This is a genomic window from Lysinibacillus sphaericus, from assembly GCF_000600105.1.
GTDB lineage: Bacteria > Bacillota > Bacilli > Bacillales_A > Planococcaceae > Lysinibacillus > Lysinibacillus sphaericus.
On the sequence record NZ_CP006837.1, the window covers coordinates 2605699 to 2622629 of the forward strand.

The following is a 16931-nucleotide window of genomic DNA, read 5'->3' on the forward strand; positions in this document are numbered from 1 at the left end:
AAAATACGTTTTTGGGCACTGACGCATCACTGGAAAGAGCTTCTTTGTCGCAAAAGGAAAGGAAGGCAACACCGTTATGCTCTTTGACCTTCTTTTTCTTTACTCAAATCTTATTTCTTTCTATCATTTGTATCCAATAGGTATACATACAGGTCTGTTTTTTCAAAATGATTTTAATTTTTAACTCTATTAAGGGACATATTACCAAGTCAATATCATTTCAATTCATAGATTATAAATGTAAGGCTAGCGCGCGCATTACACAAACAAACTAACAAAAGGGAGATTTCAAAATGACAGATAATAGATATTGTAAACATATGAATTGGAATCATTACAAAAAAGATACATGTGATAAACAAGAAGATCAATATTATTGCGAAGTCGAAAAAAAATGCAAACATGATCATAAAGGAAAATCTTGTTGCCGAAAACATGAAGACTGGAAACACAATTATTGTGCTTGTGAAAAAAAATCTTGTTGGAAAGATGACAGAGATGGGGACAAAGACGATCATCACCACTGTGTAGGCTGTATTTGTCATTTATTACGAAGATTTGAATTAGGAACTACAGTAGATCTTTATTTATCAAGTGGCGGTAGCTTCCTTGGTGTTATTTTCTTAAAATTAGATACGTGTAATTGTTGTGCTTATTTTGTTGAAGCTGGAGCAGCAAATGCACCTATTATTGTCGACTGCAAAAAAATTGACGCACTTAGACGAATTGCAACTGTGTAAACAAACCTAAGCTTTATAAAAGAATCTGCTTGCTATTTACGGATGACTTTCAGTATACGTGAATACCGTCTGCTGCGACTTCCAAAATTCTCCGAAATAGTCAAGCAGGTTTTTTTTACTACGAAGGATGGTGGACTGTTACAAGCTATTCTTATACAAACTAATTATCCATTAACAATTACTTTTACTACTGGTTCGATCTTTCCTTTCGATACATCTCCTACATAGTCCACATCAATAATGACTGCTCGAGGCTCAAATCGTTGAATACTATCAATGATACGTGCGGTATTACGTTTCTTTGCAAAATGAAAAGGGACTTCAAGCTCTTTTTTTCTGTCCCGTCCTCTCTTATCCGGGTAAGACATAACAAATGTAGATAAAATATATGCTACATTTTGCAATATTTCATCGATGCCTGTAGCACCATAATCTATATTGCTCTTAGCGGTAACTTGATGTGTCATCCTATCAACCTTTCTTTCAAAGAACTTTCATTTACAGTAAACAATGAGTAGTGTCATTAATCGTAAAAGTAACACTTAGTTATGTATGCTAAAACTGCGAAGGATATGTTAAAACTAATCATCCGCAGCCTTATGTACAACTTCTTAAACCTCTTTATCTTGTCATCACATAATAAAGGACATATAGCCAACTAAAGCATCCGTGAATAATTGCCCATAGTATAGAATGATGGACACTCCAAGATATTGTAATGGCTAGAACTGAACCAAATCCTATTCCATTTTTAACTACAGTTTTCTTTTCCATTTTCCGTCCTTCCCCCTTCGTTTTCTTTGTGTATACTAGACGATGATCTTTGATGATAATCCCTCCTGAATCTTTAATTTTTTTCCTTAACTGGATATGTACTTAAATCATATCATTATATGTTTAAAAAAGCTGAACATCATAGAAAGCTTTTATCATTCAATAATTTCTCTTCCCTATTCTTGATTGCCATATTACTGGCTATATTTTTTATTACCCCATTGTTAATTTTTTTACACGTTCTTTTTATTAGCGATGTCACACTACAGCATGCTTTACTTTCTGCCATTGATTATGATTTAAAAGTCATGGTCATAATTAAGGAAAGGAAGTGATTTAAGTTGAAACTGTTCATCATCTTATCGAGCATCGTTGTCCCTGCTATCATGCTATTGCTACAATACAAAAGTGACCGTGCTCGCCTGCTATGGAATGTTTTGGCTGTGCTAGCGCTGATAATTTTTGGGAGTATTGCATCCACATCAATTTATCAAATTATTAAAGATGGTGCAGTATTTATGACAACCATCCATGCCGTTTTTTTAAATCCATTATTTTTAGTTGTTGGGGCTTATCTAGGTGTATTCATGATATACAGATTAATGCTTTTAACATGGAACGAAAAATAACAATTGTATAGGATGATTATTTTAAATAAAGAAAAAAAGAAGCATTCTTAAAGAATGCCTCTTTTTACAAAACGATCGTTCAATTATAGTTTAACGATGTTTTTAGCTTGTGGTCCGCGGTTACCGTCTTCCACTTCAAATTCAACTTTTTGACCTTCGTCAAGTGATTTGAAACCTTCGCCTTGGATTGCTGAGAAGTGAGCGAATACGTCTGCTTCACCTTCAACTTCGATAAATCCAAAACCTTTTTCTGCGTTAAACCATTTTACTGTACCTTGTTTCATAAATAAAACCTCCAAAAAATAAATTAATAAACAATTTCTTCAAAAAAATTCACCTATTATAAAAAGTACCGAAAAACACGATTACTTTTTGTAATAGGTGAATTCAATATTTTAAATCAAGAAATCTTATTATTAATTCCATTATATATGAGAACATCCTAATTGTCTAGTGAAATCGTATATTTAAAATATTGCAATAGTATTACTAGAACATATTAGTTTAGTTACTTATTTTTCACGTCCATCATTTCATCTATTATTCCCCTTGTTGTAGGCTATAAATTTAATATTGTTCTAACGATTGCTCTTGTCGACAACCACAATCTACAATATGATCATTGACCATGCCGACTGCCTGCATAAATGAATAACAAATCGTGCTACCCACAAATTTAAAACCATCTTTTTTAAGCTGTTTGCTCATTCGATCACTTAGCTCAGTTGTTACTGGTACATCAGCAATCGTTTCCCAGTTATTCACAATAGGGTGATTGTCTACAAATGACCATATGTACTGTGAAAAAGAACCATGCTGTTGTTGGATACGTAAAAAGGCTTGTGCATTCGTTACGACACTTGCTATTTTAAGCTTATTGCGCACGATACGTGTATCCTCTTTTAGTTCAGCCAACTTCTCTTCGGTATAGGACACGATTTTAGCAGCATTAAATTGGTCAAAGGCCTCTCGGTAACCTTCTCTCTTTTGTAAAATTGTCCACCAGCTCAGACCTGCTTGTGCCCCCTCTAGACAAATCATTTCAAATAAGTGCTGATCGTCATAAATCGGCACACCCCATTCCTTATCATGATAATCTACATATAATGGCTCGTCTAACTTTACCCACTCACATCTTTTCATTATTACAACCTCCTTCTTTATCTTTTATACGTTTAGAATAGTTCTAAGTTTCATTTTTTGTTTTATATAGTAAAAAATCACAGTTATTTTGTCCACAACAAAAAACTGTGATTTCTTCTTTATTTACATATATTGTGATGTAAGCCTTATCATTTTGACTCACATGATTTTAATAATTTGTTCTATGCATAATATCAAGACACATCGTTTATCGCTTTGACAAAATCCCTTGACATTAATTTAAATATGTATTGTTTGACGTATTTCGTTCGCGCTCATCTATTACTAGATGGATAATAAATGCTAGCTGTTGTTCAATTAACAGATTATTTTGATGAAATATATCAGCTATTGCAATTTTTTGGCTATCTGCTAATTCAACTTTCTTTAGCATCATCATAATTTCTTCTTTCGAAAGCCCAAACATCTTTTCTCACCCCATTTCCAAATTCAAAAACATTTCATTATTCCAAAAACATTATCCAAAGGTCTAGTACTACAGACAGACAATATTATTAATGAACCATTTTTACTAATTATAGGATATAACCTACAAATTAAGCAATCTAAAAACTAAATTTTCTAACAATATTTTCTTCTACAAAAACAAACATTGTTATTTTGGATATAATATTACAAATATTTTAAATTTACTTCCGAATAAATTCCAAGTTTTCTCACCATAATGTATCGCACACAAAAAAGTGGGCAATTTTCTTACAAATCAATACTTCTTATGTCGAATTCTATGAATCTTTGTCCATATTTTGCATGAAAAATTCGTCCTCTTCAAGTATTTTATCTCGTAAAGGTCTTTCATCTTTCACACTTAAGACACTTTTATAGCATAGTAAAAAATGGAATATATATGGTATTGAACGTTCCAACCCTACTGTTTATACCCCTTTTCTTATAATTGAAACCTCCGTGTTTACCATTTGACTTGTAACAGACATAAAAAAAGTAATTTCAAAAGTTTGAAACTACTCTTTTTCTTTTTTCAATCTTCAACATTGCTTCCGTTACATGTACTTAATTTATCGACAATTCGTTGTGTTTTTTTACTCGTTGGTTGTTGTAAGTCTATATGAATAATTCTTGAAGAGTCATCTTTTTGACACCTCCCCGCTTGCATTGGTCCCCGAATATATAATTGGCTCTGTTCCTGAACAACTGCCGCTGTTTTAACATTGGATAAGGTGCTATTGACGAGTTCAAGAAGCGATTGATTGGTCATTGCCAAAAAAGTTCGCTCGGTGTCGTTGATTGCACAATTTTGGATGCGCCCCATTGACTTATCAGACCAAAAAATAGAATAAGGACTTTGTTTACATTGCGAGAATTGACTGTCTACTACTTCAACAATGGCATCAATACACGTAATTCCATTACCAACTATATGGTTAAAGGTACATTTGTTGGCAAAAAGACGCGCATTATTAATATAAATATGATGACTTTCTAATTCCTGTATGCGTGAATTTTTTACTGTGATTTTGGCATGATCATTTCCATAAATTCCACCTGTTTGCCCAAACTGTATGATACATTGATCGAGAACAAGACCACTTGCATCAACAATTACGTGAAATTGTGTATGATGATGAATTGTACATTCTGTCATCATGACATCGGCTTCATTGAAAATAGTGATACCTGTTGTGCTGCCATTTGTCACCTGGCATTTTCGAATCTCGGCTTTACTATTCTCTATAAACAGCTGTGGTTTTTTATGACCGGATAACTGACAATCATAGATAACAGCCTTTGATTTTTCACCTATATACAGTCCATTGCCATTACTTTTCGCAATGCGACTATCAGACGCTACAAGTTCGCTTTCATGGACAACGACATTAGTTTCAGCATGGTGCTTGATTTCACATTGATTGATTGTTAATTTTGAACCACTAAATACTTGGATTCCTACGTCTTTTCCTTCGTGAATAAGCGAGTTGACTAAAGAAATTGTACTGGATGCTGCAACAATTTGAGTTTTTTCATGCCCATGAATTTCACAATCCTCTATGACCATGTGAACGTTTCGTATGGCAAAAATTCCATTCATCGTGCCCTCTAGCAACATGCACTTCGACAATGAAATTTCACTATTTTGTGCAATGATTTGTGCTTTCGTATGCTGGTGTAATGTCGATTCAATCAGCATAACACTTGAACCATTATCTATCCGAATGCCAAATTGATTAGATGCGCCTGCCAGTATATCAACATTTTTCATCATTAAAGTGCCAAAGTTAACAGTGACTTGGGTACTTACTTGTTGCTTTTCAATGATGCAGTTTTCAAGCTGCAAATCCCCTTTCACATAAATGCCTTGGCCTTGACTAAATCGGATATTACGGATGTCCACATGCGTATGGTAACGAATAAACACGCCACCTTTAATCGTAACATCCCCTTTACCATAGAGCGTTAACCTTTTTGAAATCTCTATACTTTCTTCATAAATACCATCCCGAATTTCTATAGCATCTCCAACTTCAGCGTCTTGCAGCGCCTGATTGATATTTTGATAACGATGCATTATACCTTTTTTTACTACAAGTATTGCCATCCTCATGCCTCCTGTCGTTTACATGTCGTACTTTATTAAGTACTCCATAAATCACCCTATTCATCCTATTTATATCCCCATTGAACTTACGATTATTCAATTTTAACCAAATAAATGACCATTTCCTCGTTTATCCATTGGAAAATCTATTTTTAAAAGATATTCACCAACAATTACTTATGAACATTAAAAAACCAGCAAGTAAGCGATACATTCGCCTCTTACTGGTTTTGTTTATCGTAATTTGTTGTTTTCTTTCGGTGTTGTATCCAATCGGTTTAATACATTATTTATAATTTAAATTTCCCAATAAGATCATTTAAGTTTTCAGCCATTTCAGCTAGATGACTTGAACTATTTTTTATTTCGTCCATTGAGCTAGCGGTTTGTTCTATCGTTGCTGAAGTTTCTTGAATACCTGCAGCTGACTGCTCAGACACAGCGGCAATTTCATCCACTGATTTATTAATAGTCATCGTATTTTGTACAACTTCTTCTAGCTTTGTTGACATATTGACGATGCTCGATGACATGGAATAGACAGCATTTGCAATTTCACTAAATGTCTCATTCGTCGAAACAATTTGTGTTGTACCTTTTGCAACTTCTCCATATCCTTTTTCGAGAGAGGATGTCACAACGGTTGAATCATCTTGAATTATTTGAATGATACCTGTAATTTCACTAATAGATGAAGATACTTGCTCTGCTAGTTTTCGAACTTCATCTGCTACTACTGCGAATCCTTTGCCATGCTCTCCTGCACGTGCTGCTTCAATTGCTGCATTTAACGCCAGTAAATTTGTTTGCGCTGCAATATCATGAATTACCGCAATAATTTTAGATATTTCCTGTGTTTGTTTATTTAATTCATCTAGTTTTTCAACTGAATCTTTCACAATATAGTCAATTGTCATCATTTGTTGTGTAGAAGCTTCCATACGTCCTTTCCCTTCTTCTGTTAGCTTCATCACAGATTCAGAAAACTGATAGACATCTCTACTACTTTGATTGACATCGGTTACTTTACTTGAAAAATCCATCATACTTGTTGCCACATCAGATGCATTACTCGCTTGCACTTCCGTTCCGTTTGCAATTTCTTCAACTGTATCTACAACTTGCTCTGTCCCCTCTTTTACTTCTGTAGCAGATTGCATCAGTTCCTCACTATGGGCGGCAACCTCATTTGACACCGTTTGAATATGTTTTAATAGATTATTTAAAATTTGGGACATCGTATTTGTTGCTTCGGTTAATTGCCCTATTTCATCTTTTGATGTTACATTTAGTGCAGGTTCACTTAAATCCCCATCTGTAATTTTCTTCATCCGATTGGTAATTAAGATAATAGGCTTCGAAATAATACGAGCGCTGAATATTGCAATAATAATGGCGATCAAGGCAATGCTTATTCCTACAATAATACTTATAGTTTGCTTACGCTCCCCATCAGTAATAAGTGTATCTCCTACAGCATTTATTGATTGTTTCCGTTGTGCTGCTAATGCCTCATATCCCTCACGAATTTCCGTCGCTTTTTCATCCATTGCAGCTAAATTATGTATGGCTAATTCCTGATTTCCTTGATCGTATATTTCAAAAACATCGTTTTGAACATAGCTACTCCATTCTTTTGCCATTTCAGCATACTTGTTAAATTCTGCTGATTCAGCAATAGCTAGACGTACTTTTTCATTGGCAAGCGCTCGTTCTACATTTTCATCATAAATTGTTTTATATTTTTCATTGCCAGATAATACATAGCCCCTTGCTGCAGCAATTCTTAAACCAATAGTAGATGCTAACTCATAATCAGCAATTAATAATTGCAACTCCTCATCCACAATTTGTTCTGTCGCTTGGTTACTTTGTGCGATTTCATAAAAATTGAAACCAATATATAAAACAATAACGGCAACAACAATACTAAATGAAAATACAATCCTTTTGCTAATCGATTTAAAATTCATTTGTCAATTTCTCCTTCTTATTATCAATTTTTTGGCAATCTCCTTCGAGTATTCTATTTCTTCTCTAAAAAATAACAGGCAATCGATAAAAAAATTTAACTGTATTGCTTAATATTAGTAATCTACCATTTTTAAAAAGCTTTAGGATGAAATAATATTTTTTCTTATAATTAGTTGAATAAAACAGAGGTTTCTTTGTGTTTTTTAGCATCCTTTTGATTTTCAACATCATTTTTCCTTCTATTGGATTATGATTTTTACAAAAAAGAAAAATTCATAAATAAGACTTTTCGCTTATATAGATTGCTTATCCTAGTTAAAAAATCCAATTTTTTCGGGACTTGAATCTAAAATTCACAAAAGGGAGCTAAGTTGATAGTATATTTTCTCTATACTATTAACATGTAAATTGAATGGTAGAAAACGAAACTAATTATGCAACTGCTCTCAGTAGTAGATAATAGTACTTACAGCAAAAAAGTGTTAAATCGACATTCGTCAATCTAACACTTCTTCTCTTTCTTCAGCTTATTTTTTATTATTGTAGAATAACGTAATTATATTTGTTCTATTTGATAATCTATTCGTAAAAAAGACAATCCAAAAATGCGCATCGTATGTATCGCCGTTAAAGTTGTATCATTTTTCGCCGTAATCGTAAAATGCTCATTCAAAGGTAGTCTCAATATATTTTGTTTGAATGCTAAATAGATACCTGCTTCCCCAGTTTTAGAGCTTGTTATATGTAATTTTCCGTCTTGCTCATATACATATAAAATACCTATCATAGTTGAAAAAGGTAATGGTAAAGCAATATTCATATACGTTGTTTGATTGGTCGTATGTTGTGAGTAAATGGCTACGAATATCGTCTGCTCGTTTATTTTACGAATCCAAGCACGCGGAGCAAGGCGACCATCCTGTCGTTCATCTACTTTCACAATAACGCCATTCATCTCCACTGGTCGACTGGATAGCGGCAAATTAAGCTGTTGCATCCAACGGCTAATGCCTTGATAGATGAATGCAAATGGTTTAAACCAACATCGCCATTGTACCGAAGCAGTTAGACGATAATTAGTCGTTTGCTCATAAAAATGTGGGATAATTTGTGGAAGTTTCCTTGTATCTACAAAATCTTGCAGTACATCAACTAAACCGGTATGCGGCTCTTCCAAAGGCTGTAGTTTCCCCCGTATTCGACTCACCGGAAACGTAAAAGGCTGATGGGAAGATTTTGGGACGTCTATTCCCCACGCGATTACCCCCATCAATCCAAACAACAGACAATTCACTAAACCATGATAGGTTAACATATCGGGAATACTTATAATCGACGTGCCAGTAAAATTGCCAATAGCATAAAGAAAAGATCCTAAAATTGTCAAACATAATGAGCCGTAAGAAATTCGCAATAGTGCTCCCTGTCTCTTAGGCAGAGTTGTTTTCAAGGACAGTGTAAACAAGCAGTAGATGGCAAATATATAAAGTGCCACTGATACAATTTCAATGATTGTCGAAAACGTAATTCCAAGTGCAACTAACAATGGTCCTGTTAGTAAGATTATGACGACTACATTGTACCATTTGCTTGTATGGAAACGTCCAAATAAACCAATTGATATTGCAAATAGACAAGCTGAATAGTGAAAATGGATTGCAGTTAACCATGTAATTAACGATGAAAATCCTGTATCTATTTCTGCTATAAAGGCAAAGAACCATAAACCTCCAATAAATAAATAGAAGAGTCCAATATCGATAGCGATTTCAGCAATGTTCGTAAAACCTCGCTGTAAAAAGCGCGTCACACCTTGGTATGCAATATAAGCTGTATAGACAACATATAAACCCGCTAAGACAATCGCTAACTCACGATTAATAGAAAAGTGTAAAATCGTTACAACAAGCATCATAGAAATGATAATGATATGACCTATTTTATTGAAAGAAACGACCATTTTTAGCATTGCAGGGACGAATACAAGTTGCGCAAAAGTAAGTAATAGTAAATAATGTGGTTGCATGCTAAACAGATAGCAACACAGCATAAGTACCCAACCTATTAATAACACGGGACTAAAGAGATTTTTGCGTAAATTCCCCAGCATACATCATTAACCTCCCAATAAGCGGATTATAAATCGATACGTGAATTGTAAAAACTTCTCTGTACTCATCATAGCCTTCCTCGACAATAACGCGCCCTTCTAGCTGTTGCGGTATCGCCCATTCTAGTCTAGACATAACAAATCGTTGTGGCCCTGAACGAATAAGTAATTTCCCTTCTCTTGTCACTGAAAACAATAAATCTGAATAAAAAAGAGCTGGTGCGCCTAAGTAATCTTTGACAATTTTTTTAATTGGATCAACCGTCATCCTCGCATCAAAATGCCTTGTCTTGCGATTAAAATAAAAGGAACGTTCCCATATAACCTCCAATTCTCCATTGGGCATTTGTCGACATGTATTACTGATAGTAAAGGGGATATCCTTTCCTGACTCAGGAAATAAAAACCTAAACTTGGCAGCCATCACATAAAAAGGACGCATCCATTTTGCTCCTGATTGTATATCATGCATCACGCCTTGCGCATTAAACGTTTGACCTACTGGCAATGCATAGCGCTGTTGTAGTTTTGGATGGAGTCTTTTAAAGTCCTCCCCTAATAACGTTTGATAGATGGTCAATCTTTTTTCCCTCGCTTTCGTTTACAACTTGCCGCACTCGGTAAATCTTTACTAAGAACAAATCCTATAATGGATAAGACCCATAATGCGCCATTTAATGTGACTGGGTTGAATGGGGCTATTGCAATATCACTATCTACTAACACAGCACCAAGCGTTAAGAGTGGGAATAACATGATTTGCAGCCCAAAGAGCAACCGCTTCCCTCTAGGTACTAACCAGCAAAGTGCAAATAATACCTCTGCCACACCAATCCAATAAACGAGTGAAGTTGCATTTGCTACATTGCAGTCATTAGCAGCATTCACCTGTGTCAACGAATGTTCTACCATCATCACTTCCAGAGGATGTTGGAACAGTACTTTAGGTATTAGTCCATGATACAACCAAACGAAGCAAAATAATGCGCTAATAAGCAGTGTTAGAAAAAAGCGTCGATATTGCGCAGATGGATTTTCTCCCTTCTCTAGCCACCTTTTCAAAACATCAAAACTAAGTGCTGTTGCCCATCTCATTAATGGACGAAATACCAAGTCAAATAGCAAACCTAATTTGCCGTAGCGCACTTCATAATCATATTGCGTTAAAAAAGTTAACGCTTGTTTCTTCGGAATATACTTCCAATACCCTTTACCCTCTGCAATTGGTGATATTTTTTGTGGCGTCCCAAAATGCAAAGAAGATATTTTAACGCCATCTTTCGTCAAATGTTCCCCTTTACTTTCTCCCCACCCACTCACTGTTACACCAGGCATCACTTTTGTTTCATAAGTAAAGCGTTGCAGTTCTGAAAGCTCTTCTTTTTCTTTATATGTAATGGATGTAAAGCGTAAATCCCACTGTTCATGCAACTTTGGGTTTTGCGTATAATGCCAAGCATCCTCAATCGGTGCTTGTATATCAATTTCAACGTAAATCGGCTTTTTCTTCATCCCACTCTCTCCTCGAAATATCAATTTCAAACAATGATTGTAAGTTGGAAACTTCTTAGTTAATTTTACTATAATTAACATTGTAATAGTGCAATAACGATGAAGTTGATGTCATCAAAAAAAACACCTCTCATTCATGAAAGGTGCTTTTCACACTATGCTCCGACAAATAAGACAGCCTGTCCTATGGCAATAAAAAATGCTTCATGTTGAATCGGGCTCGTTGCTTCTATCTCCAGTGTAATATCAAAATGTGTTTCTTGATAAACCGCTTGCCAGCGTGCAATTGGCTGTTCATCCAACGTAAACACAGACCAGCCTTCCATCTCCTTATTCAGCATTATTTTTTGTTGACCATCTGTTATGATTAAATCTGGAATCATGATTTGCCAGCCGTCATAGGCAATCATATAGTCTTTTCCTGTTACAAAGTCCTTGCCTTTGAAATGCACACGCCCACGTCGTGATACTTTTTTACAGGAGAAAAGACGTTGTCCGTCCACTGTGCTGACATCAAATTGTACAAAATATCGATAATCCATCGTACGGTCAAAAGCTTTTTTCAATCCATTGGAGTAAATCCGCTGTACAGTTGATGAGACGTTTCCTTCCTCATTCACTATTTGAACTACTTTCGTCGATTCAATCGTTACAGGTTGTTTATATGTAAAAATTCTCAATTCGTTCGCTCCTTCAATTACGCTTGCTTTCTTTAAGCTAACATAAAATAAGCGTCAAATACAATTCACCTGTTGTATTTGACGCTTAAATTGATCGTATTGTAGTAGGTAGTTACTTATCTAGTTTGAATGTAACGTCGCCTACGCCTAACTCTGAGTTCACCTCAAGCACTATATCTGCCTTTTCATACGCCTCATTAACAAATACCCCATTACCTTTTGCAATAAAGCCTTCTAGATTCATCGAACCAATGCCTTTTTCGGTCGTTATTTTTACACCGACTTCTGATGGTAAAATGACCGTAGTTTGCCCAACACCCGTTTCAATATTTGTTTTGAAGCTTTTTTTCCAATTGCCACCTAAGTCAACATTTAGGTCTCCTACCCCTGTTTCAATATCTAATTTTTCAAGTTTCAGTCCTCGTAAATCAAGCATTGCTTTTGATGCACCTGTCTCTATCGAAAGGTCCATTGGAATATCTTCATTTAATTGGACATCCCATAAATTTTTTGTATTACCAATCTTCACTTTACTAGAGCCTTTATGATCAATCTCAATTTCACCTGTATTGCCACGTAGCTTATACTTCACTTCTGGTGCTAATTTATTAATATTATACTGGGCATTTACCTCTAACCATTCTTTCGCACCTTTTGAAACCGTCATTTCCCCAACACCTAGATTTATTTCAACATCTAATTTTTGCGCATCATCCTTTTTCACCTGAAAGGTATCTTCTTTTTCCTTCTCTGGAATCACAGAAAAACAACCACTTAAAACGAGCAACGAGCCACACATCATGAAAGCTAAAACCAATATTTTTTTCACATTATTTCCTCCTACTTTTTCATATCCCATTCATTTCATTTTATCTGATTCTCGCTATATGAAAACGACCCTTGGCTTTAACTTCGTCTAAGACCTAAGACGTAGCCGTATCCATTTTCTTTACCATCTATATGCGACTACTTGTCAAAAATTGAACCCTCCATCTTTTTCAGTGCGCATAAGATGAAGGGTTCTGTAAATTTTTCATAGGAAATTTAAAAGGGTTTAGACACTTGGCTGTTCTTGTTCTAACAGTAGTTTTTGCTGGAGGTTGTTGTAAATTCCTTGTTGTTGCATCAGTTGTTGATGGTTACCTTGTTCAACAATTTCGCCTTGTTGAATAACGAAAATTTGATTGGCATTTTCTATCGTTTTCAAACGGTGTGCAATCACAAAACTTGTACGTCCTTGCATTAAATGCTGCAATCCTTTTTGAATATCCACCTCAGTTTGCGTATCAACGCTAGATGTGGCTTCATCCAAAATTAAAATATCAGCATTTTCTAAAATAGCACGAGCAATCGCTAGGAGTTGTCTTTGCCCTTGGCTTAAATTAGCTCCCCCTGCTTGTACTACAGTATCGTATTGTGCTGGTAAGTATTTAATAAAATTATGTGCATTAGCAATTTTAGCCGCTTCTTCAACCTCTGCATCCGTCGCATCGAGCTTACCAAAGCGAATATTTTCACGAATAGTGCCCGTGAATAAATAGGTATCTTGTAATACTACACCAACGCGCTTTCGAATCGTGGCCATTTTATACTCCTCAATATTGAGGCCATCAATAAGAATCTCACCTGCATCGACATCATAAAAACGAGTCAGCAAATTAATAATTGTCGTTTTACCAGAGCCTGTAGGACCCACTAGTGCAATTGTTTCTCCTGCCTTGGCTTGGAAAGTAATATTTTTTAGTATCGGCTGATTTGGCAAATAGCTGAAAGATACTTGTTGGAATGCTACATCCCCCTTCAAACTGTGACAATCAATTGCCTGTGGTTTATCTGCCACTTCTGAAGGTTCATCTAAAATTTCAAAAACTCGTTCTGCCCCTGCAATCGCTGATTGCAACGTATTTAATAAGTTCGATAGCTGATTAAGCGGACGGAAAAATTGACGCGTGTATGTGACAAATGCCGCAATAATGCCGACAGTCACGAGCCCCTTCACAGCCAAAAATGCCCCTGTACCAATGACAACTGCTAGCCCCAAGTTATTCATAAAGTTGTTGATTGGCCCTAGTAAGCCGGACGTTATTTCAGCGCGTTGTGCTGAATTTCGAAGGTTGTTATTTTGTAATCGAAAAGTTTCGATTGCTTGCTGCTCTTTACCAAAAAGTGTCACGACCTCTGCACCTGTTATCATTTCCTCAATCGTTCCATTCAGCTTTCCTAAATCACGTTGACGAGCTGCATAGTTTTTACTGCTACGCTTGACAATATGTTTAGTTGTGAAAACAATCAAAGGGATAATAATGAGCGTGACAATAGCCAATTGCCAGCTCAAGGCAAACATCGCGATGCTTACTCCGATGACTGTTAAAATCGACGATACGATTTGTGTCACGCTTTGTGCTAACGCTGTATTCAAATTATCAATATCATTGGTCACACGGCTCATTAAATCACCAAGTGCGTGTTGATCAAAAAACTTCACTGTTAATGTTTGCAGTTTTTTAAATAGTTCAAGCCGTAATGTGCGAATTGTTTTCATCGCGACATGAATCATGACATACGTTTGTAACCAAGTAAAAAGGGATGCTACAGTAAAAATACAGGCAAGAACAATACCAAGTCGAATTGCCCCTGCTACTTGCTTTTTCATAATATAGTCATCCACAATATGACCGATTAGATATGGACCAGCTAAGCTTAAAAATGTCGAAGCGATGACGAAAAATACCGAGAAGTACAATCCCACTTTTTGTTGCTTGATATAGTGCCATAAACGTAAGAGCGTTGTTTTTTGATTTTGAGCTTTTTCTGTTGGTCCGCCTATTCGTGGTCCACGTCCAAAATTTATTTGCTTTGGTTGACTTTGACTCATTGTCGTTCACCAGCCTTTTGCTGAGAAGCATAGATTGCTTTGTACGGCTTATTATTTTGTAATAAATGCTGATGCGTTCCTTGCCCAACAATTTCGCCATCTTCTAACACTAAAATTAAATCTGCCTGTTGAATGGAAGTAATTTTAGATGCAACAATAAATGTTGTTGTCTCTTGAAATTGCTCGTTAATCGCCTGCTGTACTTGCTTTTCAGATGCGCTATCTAGAGCGGACGTTGTATCATCTAAGACAAGGATAGCTGGTCGTCTTACAAATGCGCGGGTTAGTGCTAAGCGCTGTTTTTGACCGCCAGATAAGTTCGTTGCCCCTTGTGACAATTCATGTGCTGGCCCTTGTTCAAGTTTCGCAACAAATTCAGTTGCACAAGCTGCATCAAGTGCCAGCTGTAATTCCTGTTGTGTCGCTTCTTCCTTCCCAAAACGTATATTTTTTTCAATTGTCCCTGAAAATAGTAAAGCCTTTTGAGAGGTAAAACCAATATGTTTTCGTAATGTTGGCAATGCATATTGATGTAATGGTTTTCCATCTAGCAAAATAACTCCACTTGTCGGGTCAACTAGTCGTGGTAATAGTTTTACTAGTGTTGATTTACCACTCCCCGTTTTACCAATTATCCCAATTGTTTGCCCTACCTGTACAGAAAATGTAATGTTTTTCAGGACATCCTCCGAATTTTCATAATAGCGATAGCTTACATTTTGGAAGTCTATCATTCCTTGGATGGACGTCGTAATCGGCTGTGCTACTTCTGTCACTGCCACTTCCCTATTTAGGACATCCACAATACGCTCCCCAGAAGGAAGAGCACGAGCAATTTGCATTAGAACCATACTCGAAGACATGAGTCCATTTAAAATAATCGATAAATAGTTTATAAACGCAAGTATAACACCAACTTGCAAAGTACCTGTTTCCACTTTAATGGCACCTAGCCAAAGTGCCGCAACAATGCCAATATTGACGACAAACATCGTAAACGGTACCAGTATTCCTACTATTTGTTCTGCGGTAATAAAACGTTTCGTTAGCGTGTCATTGAGCATAGCGAACTGCTCTACCTGATGCTTTTCACGTCGAAACGCTTTCACCACACGAATCCCCGCTAAATTCTCCTGTAATTTTGTATTAACCCCGTCAATAGCCTCTTGTACTTTACGATACAAAACACCTGAATATTTTGTAAAAAAATACATGGCCATTATTAAAATCGGTACAATTACTAGTAAAATAGAAAATAATTCGCGAGCTGTTACAAAAACAATAATAACAGCCCCAATAAATAACAGCGGGCCACGAACAAAAATCCGTAACGTCATCATAAATGCACGTTGAACACTTTCCACATCACTTGTTAAAATGGTAATTAACTTTCCTGTAGTGAAAGCATCACGTTCCTTTGCCGAATACGTCATCATTTTTTCATACAATGATTGACGGACATCAGAGGCAAAGTGAATAGCCGCCTTGGAACTATAAAAAGAGCACCCAATCCCCCCTACTAGTCCAAGAACCGCACTCATCAGCATTAACACGAACATTTGAAGGACATATGGATTGTCACCATTTGCTATTCCTGTATCAATCATATGTTGCATAATGGTTGGTTGGATTAAATCCATCGTTACCTCAAGCACCATTAAAATAGGTGCAATCAGTGTAAAAAATTTATAGGGTCCTAAATACCTCCCTAACTGTTTAACTACTTGCATTCTTTCGTCTCCGTTCCTTGTAAATCACATACGCTATTCATTATAACTGAAAATCATTCCCAATTGGCAACTGAATTCAGATGGATTTTAGTGACAGGCACTCAAACAATTTTCTGGCTAGAAAGTAAAAATCCACTTGAACTTCTGCGGGAACTCACATACAGAAAGTCACAACATACGGCGCAAAAG

15 protein-coding genes are annotated in these 16931 nt (G+C 36.0%); 2 read left to right on the top strand and 13 right to left on the bottom strand.

Going from position 1 to position 16931, the window contains the following annotated elements:
* Positions 1–293: 293 nt before the first annotated feature.
* Positions 294–740, top strand: coding sequence for a hypothetical protein (locus T479_RS23935; RefSeq protein ID WP_025219790.1), 447 nt, complete (start codon positions 294–296; stop codon positions 738–740).
* 164 nt (positions 741–904) lie between these two features.
* Here T479_RS23935 and T479_RS12400 read toward each other — a convergent pair whose 3' ends face one another.
* A complete protein-coding gene (locus tag T479_RS12400; RefSeq protein ID WP_024364924.1) occupies positions 905–1207 on the bottom strand; it encodes a hypothetical protein in 303 nt (100 codons plus the stop codon).
* A gap of 648 nt (positions 1208–1855) precedes the next feature.
* Between T479_RS12400 and T479_RS12410 the strand changes: the two genes are divergently transcribed.
* A complete protein-coding gene (locus T479_RS12410; protein ID WP_024364925.1) occupies positions 1856–2143 on the top strand; it encodes a hypothetical protein in 288 nt (95 codons plus the stop codon).
* Positions 2144–2226: 83 nt separating this feature from the next.
* Here T479_RS12410 and T479_RS12415 read toward each other — a convergent pair whose 3' ends face one another.
* From T479_RS12415 to T479_RS12470, 12 genes are all read right to left on the bottom strand, one after another.
* The gene (locus T479_RS12415) at positions 2227–2427 is read right to left on the bottom strand and encodes a cold-shock protein (RefSeq protein ID WP_024360941.1); all 201 of its coding nucleotides are present in this window, start codon (positions 2425–2427) and stop codon (positions 2227–2229) included.
* 283 nt (positions 2428–2710) lie between these two features.
* Complete coding sequence (locus T479_RS12420; RefSeq protein ID WP_038509735.1) at positions 2711–3286, bottom strand: DNA-3-methyladenine glycosylase I; 576 nt, start codon at positions 3284–3286, stop codon at positions 2711–2713.
* A gap of 235 nt (positions 3287–3521) precedes the next feature.
* Positions 3522–3713, bottom strand: coding sequence for a hypothetical protein (locus T479_RS12425; RefSeq protein ID WP_024360943.1), 192 nt, complete (start codon positions 3711–3713; stop codon positions 3522–3524).
* A gap of 573 nt (positions 3714–4286) precedes the next feature.
* Complete coding sequence (locus tag T479_RS12430; RefSeq protein WP_025219792.1) at positions 4287–5861, bottom strand: right-handed parallel beta-helix repeat-containing protein; 1575 nt, start codon at positions 5859–5861, stop codon at positions 4287–4289.
* A 290-nt stretch (positions 5862–6151) separates the two neighbouring features.
* On the bottom strand, positions 6152–7834 hold the full coding sequence (locus tag T479_RS12435; RefSeq protein ID WP_025219793.1) for a methyl-accepting chemotaxis protein: 1683 nt from the start codon (positions 7832–7834) through the stop codon (positions 6152–6154).
* Between the two features lie 557 nt (positions 7835–8391).
* On the bottom strand, positions 8392–9945 hold the full coding sequence (locus T479_RS12440) for a YndJ family protein (protein ID WP_025219794.1): 1554 nt from the start codon (positions 9943–9945) through the stop codon (positions 8392–8394).
* Positions 9914–10525, bottom strand: a complete 612-nt coding sequence (locus T479_RS12445; protein WP_024360947.1) for a DUF4166 domain-containing protein — start codon at positions 10523–10525, stop codon at positions 9914–9916. Before T479_RS12445 ends, T479_RS12440 begins: the two co-directional genes overlap by 32 nt.
* Positions 10522–11457 carry a DoxX-like family protein gene (locus T479_RS12450; RefSeq protein WP_025219795.1) on the bottom strand — a complete coding sequence of 312 codons (936 nt, stop codon included), beginning with the start codon at positions 11455–11457 and terminating at the stop codon, positions 10522–10524. Before T479_RS12450 ends, T479_RS12445 begins: the two co-directional genes overlap by 4 nt.
* A gap of 155 nt (positions 11458–11612) precedes the next feature.
* The gene (locus T479_RS12455) at positions 11613–12137 is read right to left on the bottom strand and encodes a tubby C-terminal domain-like protein (protein ID WP_024360949.1); all 525 of its coding nucleotides are present in this window, start codon (positions 12135–12137) and stop codon (positions 11613–11615) included.
* Positions 12138–12249: 112 nt separating this feature from the next.
* The gene (locus tag T479_RS12460; protein WP_025219796.1) at positions 12250–12966 is read right to left on the bottom strand and encodes a toast rack family protein; all 717 of its coding nucleotides are present in this window, start codon (positions 12964–12966) and stop codon (positions 12250–12252) included.
* Between the two features lie 225 nt (positions 12967–13191).
* Positions 13192–15012, bottom strand: coding sequence for an ABC transporter ATP-binding protein (locus T479_RS12465; RefSeq protein ID WP_025219797.1), 1821 nt, complete (start codon positions 15010–15012; stop codon positions 13192–13194).
* Complete coding sequence (locus T479_RS12470; RefSeq protein WP_025219798.1) at positions 15009–16742, bottom strand: ABC transporter ATP-binding protein; 1734 nt, start codon at positions 16740–16742, stop codon at positions 15009–15011. Before T479_RS12470 ends, T479_RS12465 begins: the two co-directional genes overlap by 4 nt.
* Between the last annotated feature and the right edge of the window lie 189 nt (positions 16743–16931).

Excerpts from the sequence above, each read along its gene's own strand:
- T479_RS23935 (WP_025219790.1), top strand. The coding sequence starts at position 294 with ATGACAGATAATAGATATTGTAAACATATGAATTGGAATCATTACAAA.
- T479_RS12400 (WP_024364924.1), bottom strand. The coding sequence starts at position 1,207 with ATGACACATCAAGTTACCGCTAAGAGCAATATAGATTATGGTGCTACA.
- T479_RS12415 (WP_024360941.1), bottom strand. The coding sequence starts at position 2,427 with ATGAAACAAGGTACAGTAAAATGGTTTAACGCAGAAAAAGGTTTTGGA.
- T479_RS12420 (WP_038509735.1), bottom strand. The coding sequence starts at position 3,286 with ATGAAAAGATGTGAGTGGGTAAAGTTAGACGAGCCATTATATGTAGAT.
- T479_RS12425 (WP_024360943.1), bottom strand. The coding sequence starts at position 3,713 with ATGTTTGGGCTTTCGAAAGAAGAAATTATGATGATGCTAAAGAAAGTT.
- T479_RS12430 (WP_025219792.1), bottom strand. The coding sequence starts at position 5,861 with ATGGCAATACTTGTAGTAAAAAAAGGTATAATGCATCGTTATCAAAAT.
- T479_RS12435 (WP_025219793.1), bottom strand. The coding sequence starts at position 7,834 with ATGAATTTTAAATCGATTAGCAAAAGGATTGTATTTTCATTTAGTATT.
- T479_RS12440 (WP_025219794.1), bottom strand. The coding sequence starts at position 9,945 with ATGCTGGGGAATTTACGCAAAAATCTCTTTAGTCCCGTGTTATTAATA.
- T479_RS12450 (WP_025219795.1), bottom strand. The coding sequence starts at position 11,457 with ATGAAGAAAAAGCCGATTTACGTTGAAATTGATATACAAGCACCGATT.
- T479_RS12465 (WP_025219797.1), bottom strand. The coding sequence starts at position 15,012 with ATGAGTCAAAGTCAACCAAAGCAAATAAATTTTGGACGTGGACCACGA.
- T479_RS12470 (WP_025219798.1), bottom strand. The coding sequence starts at position 16,742 with ATGCAAGTAGTTAAACAGTTAGGGAGGTATTTAGGACCCTATAAATTT.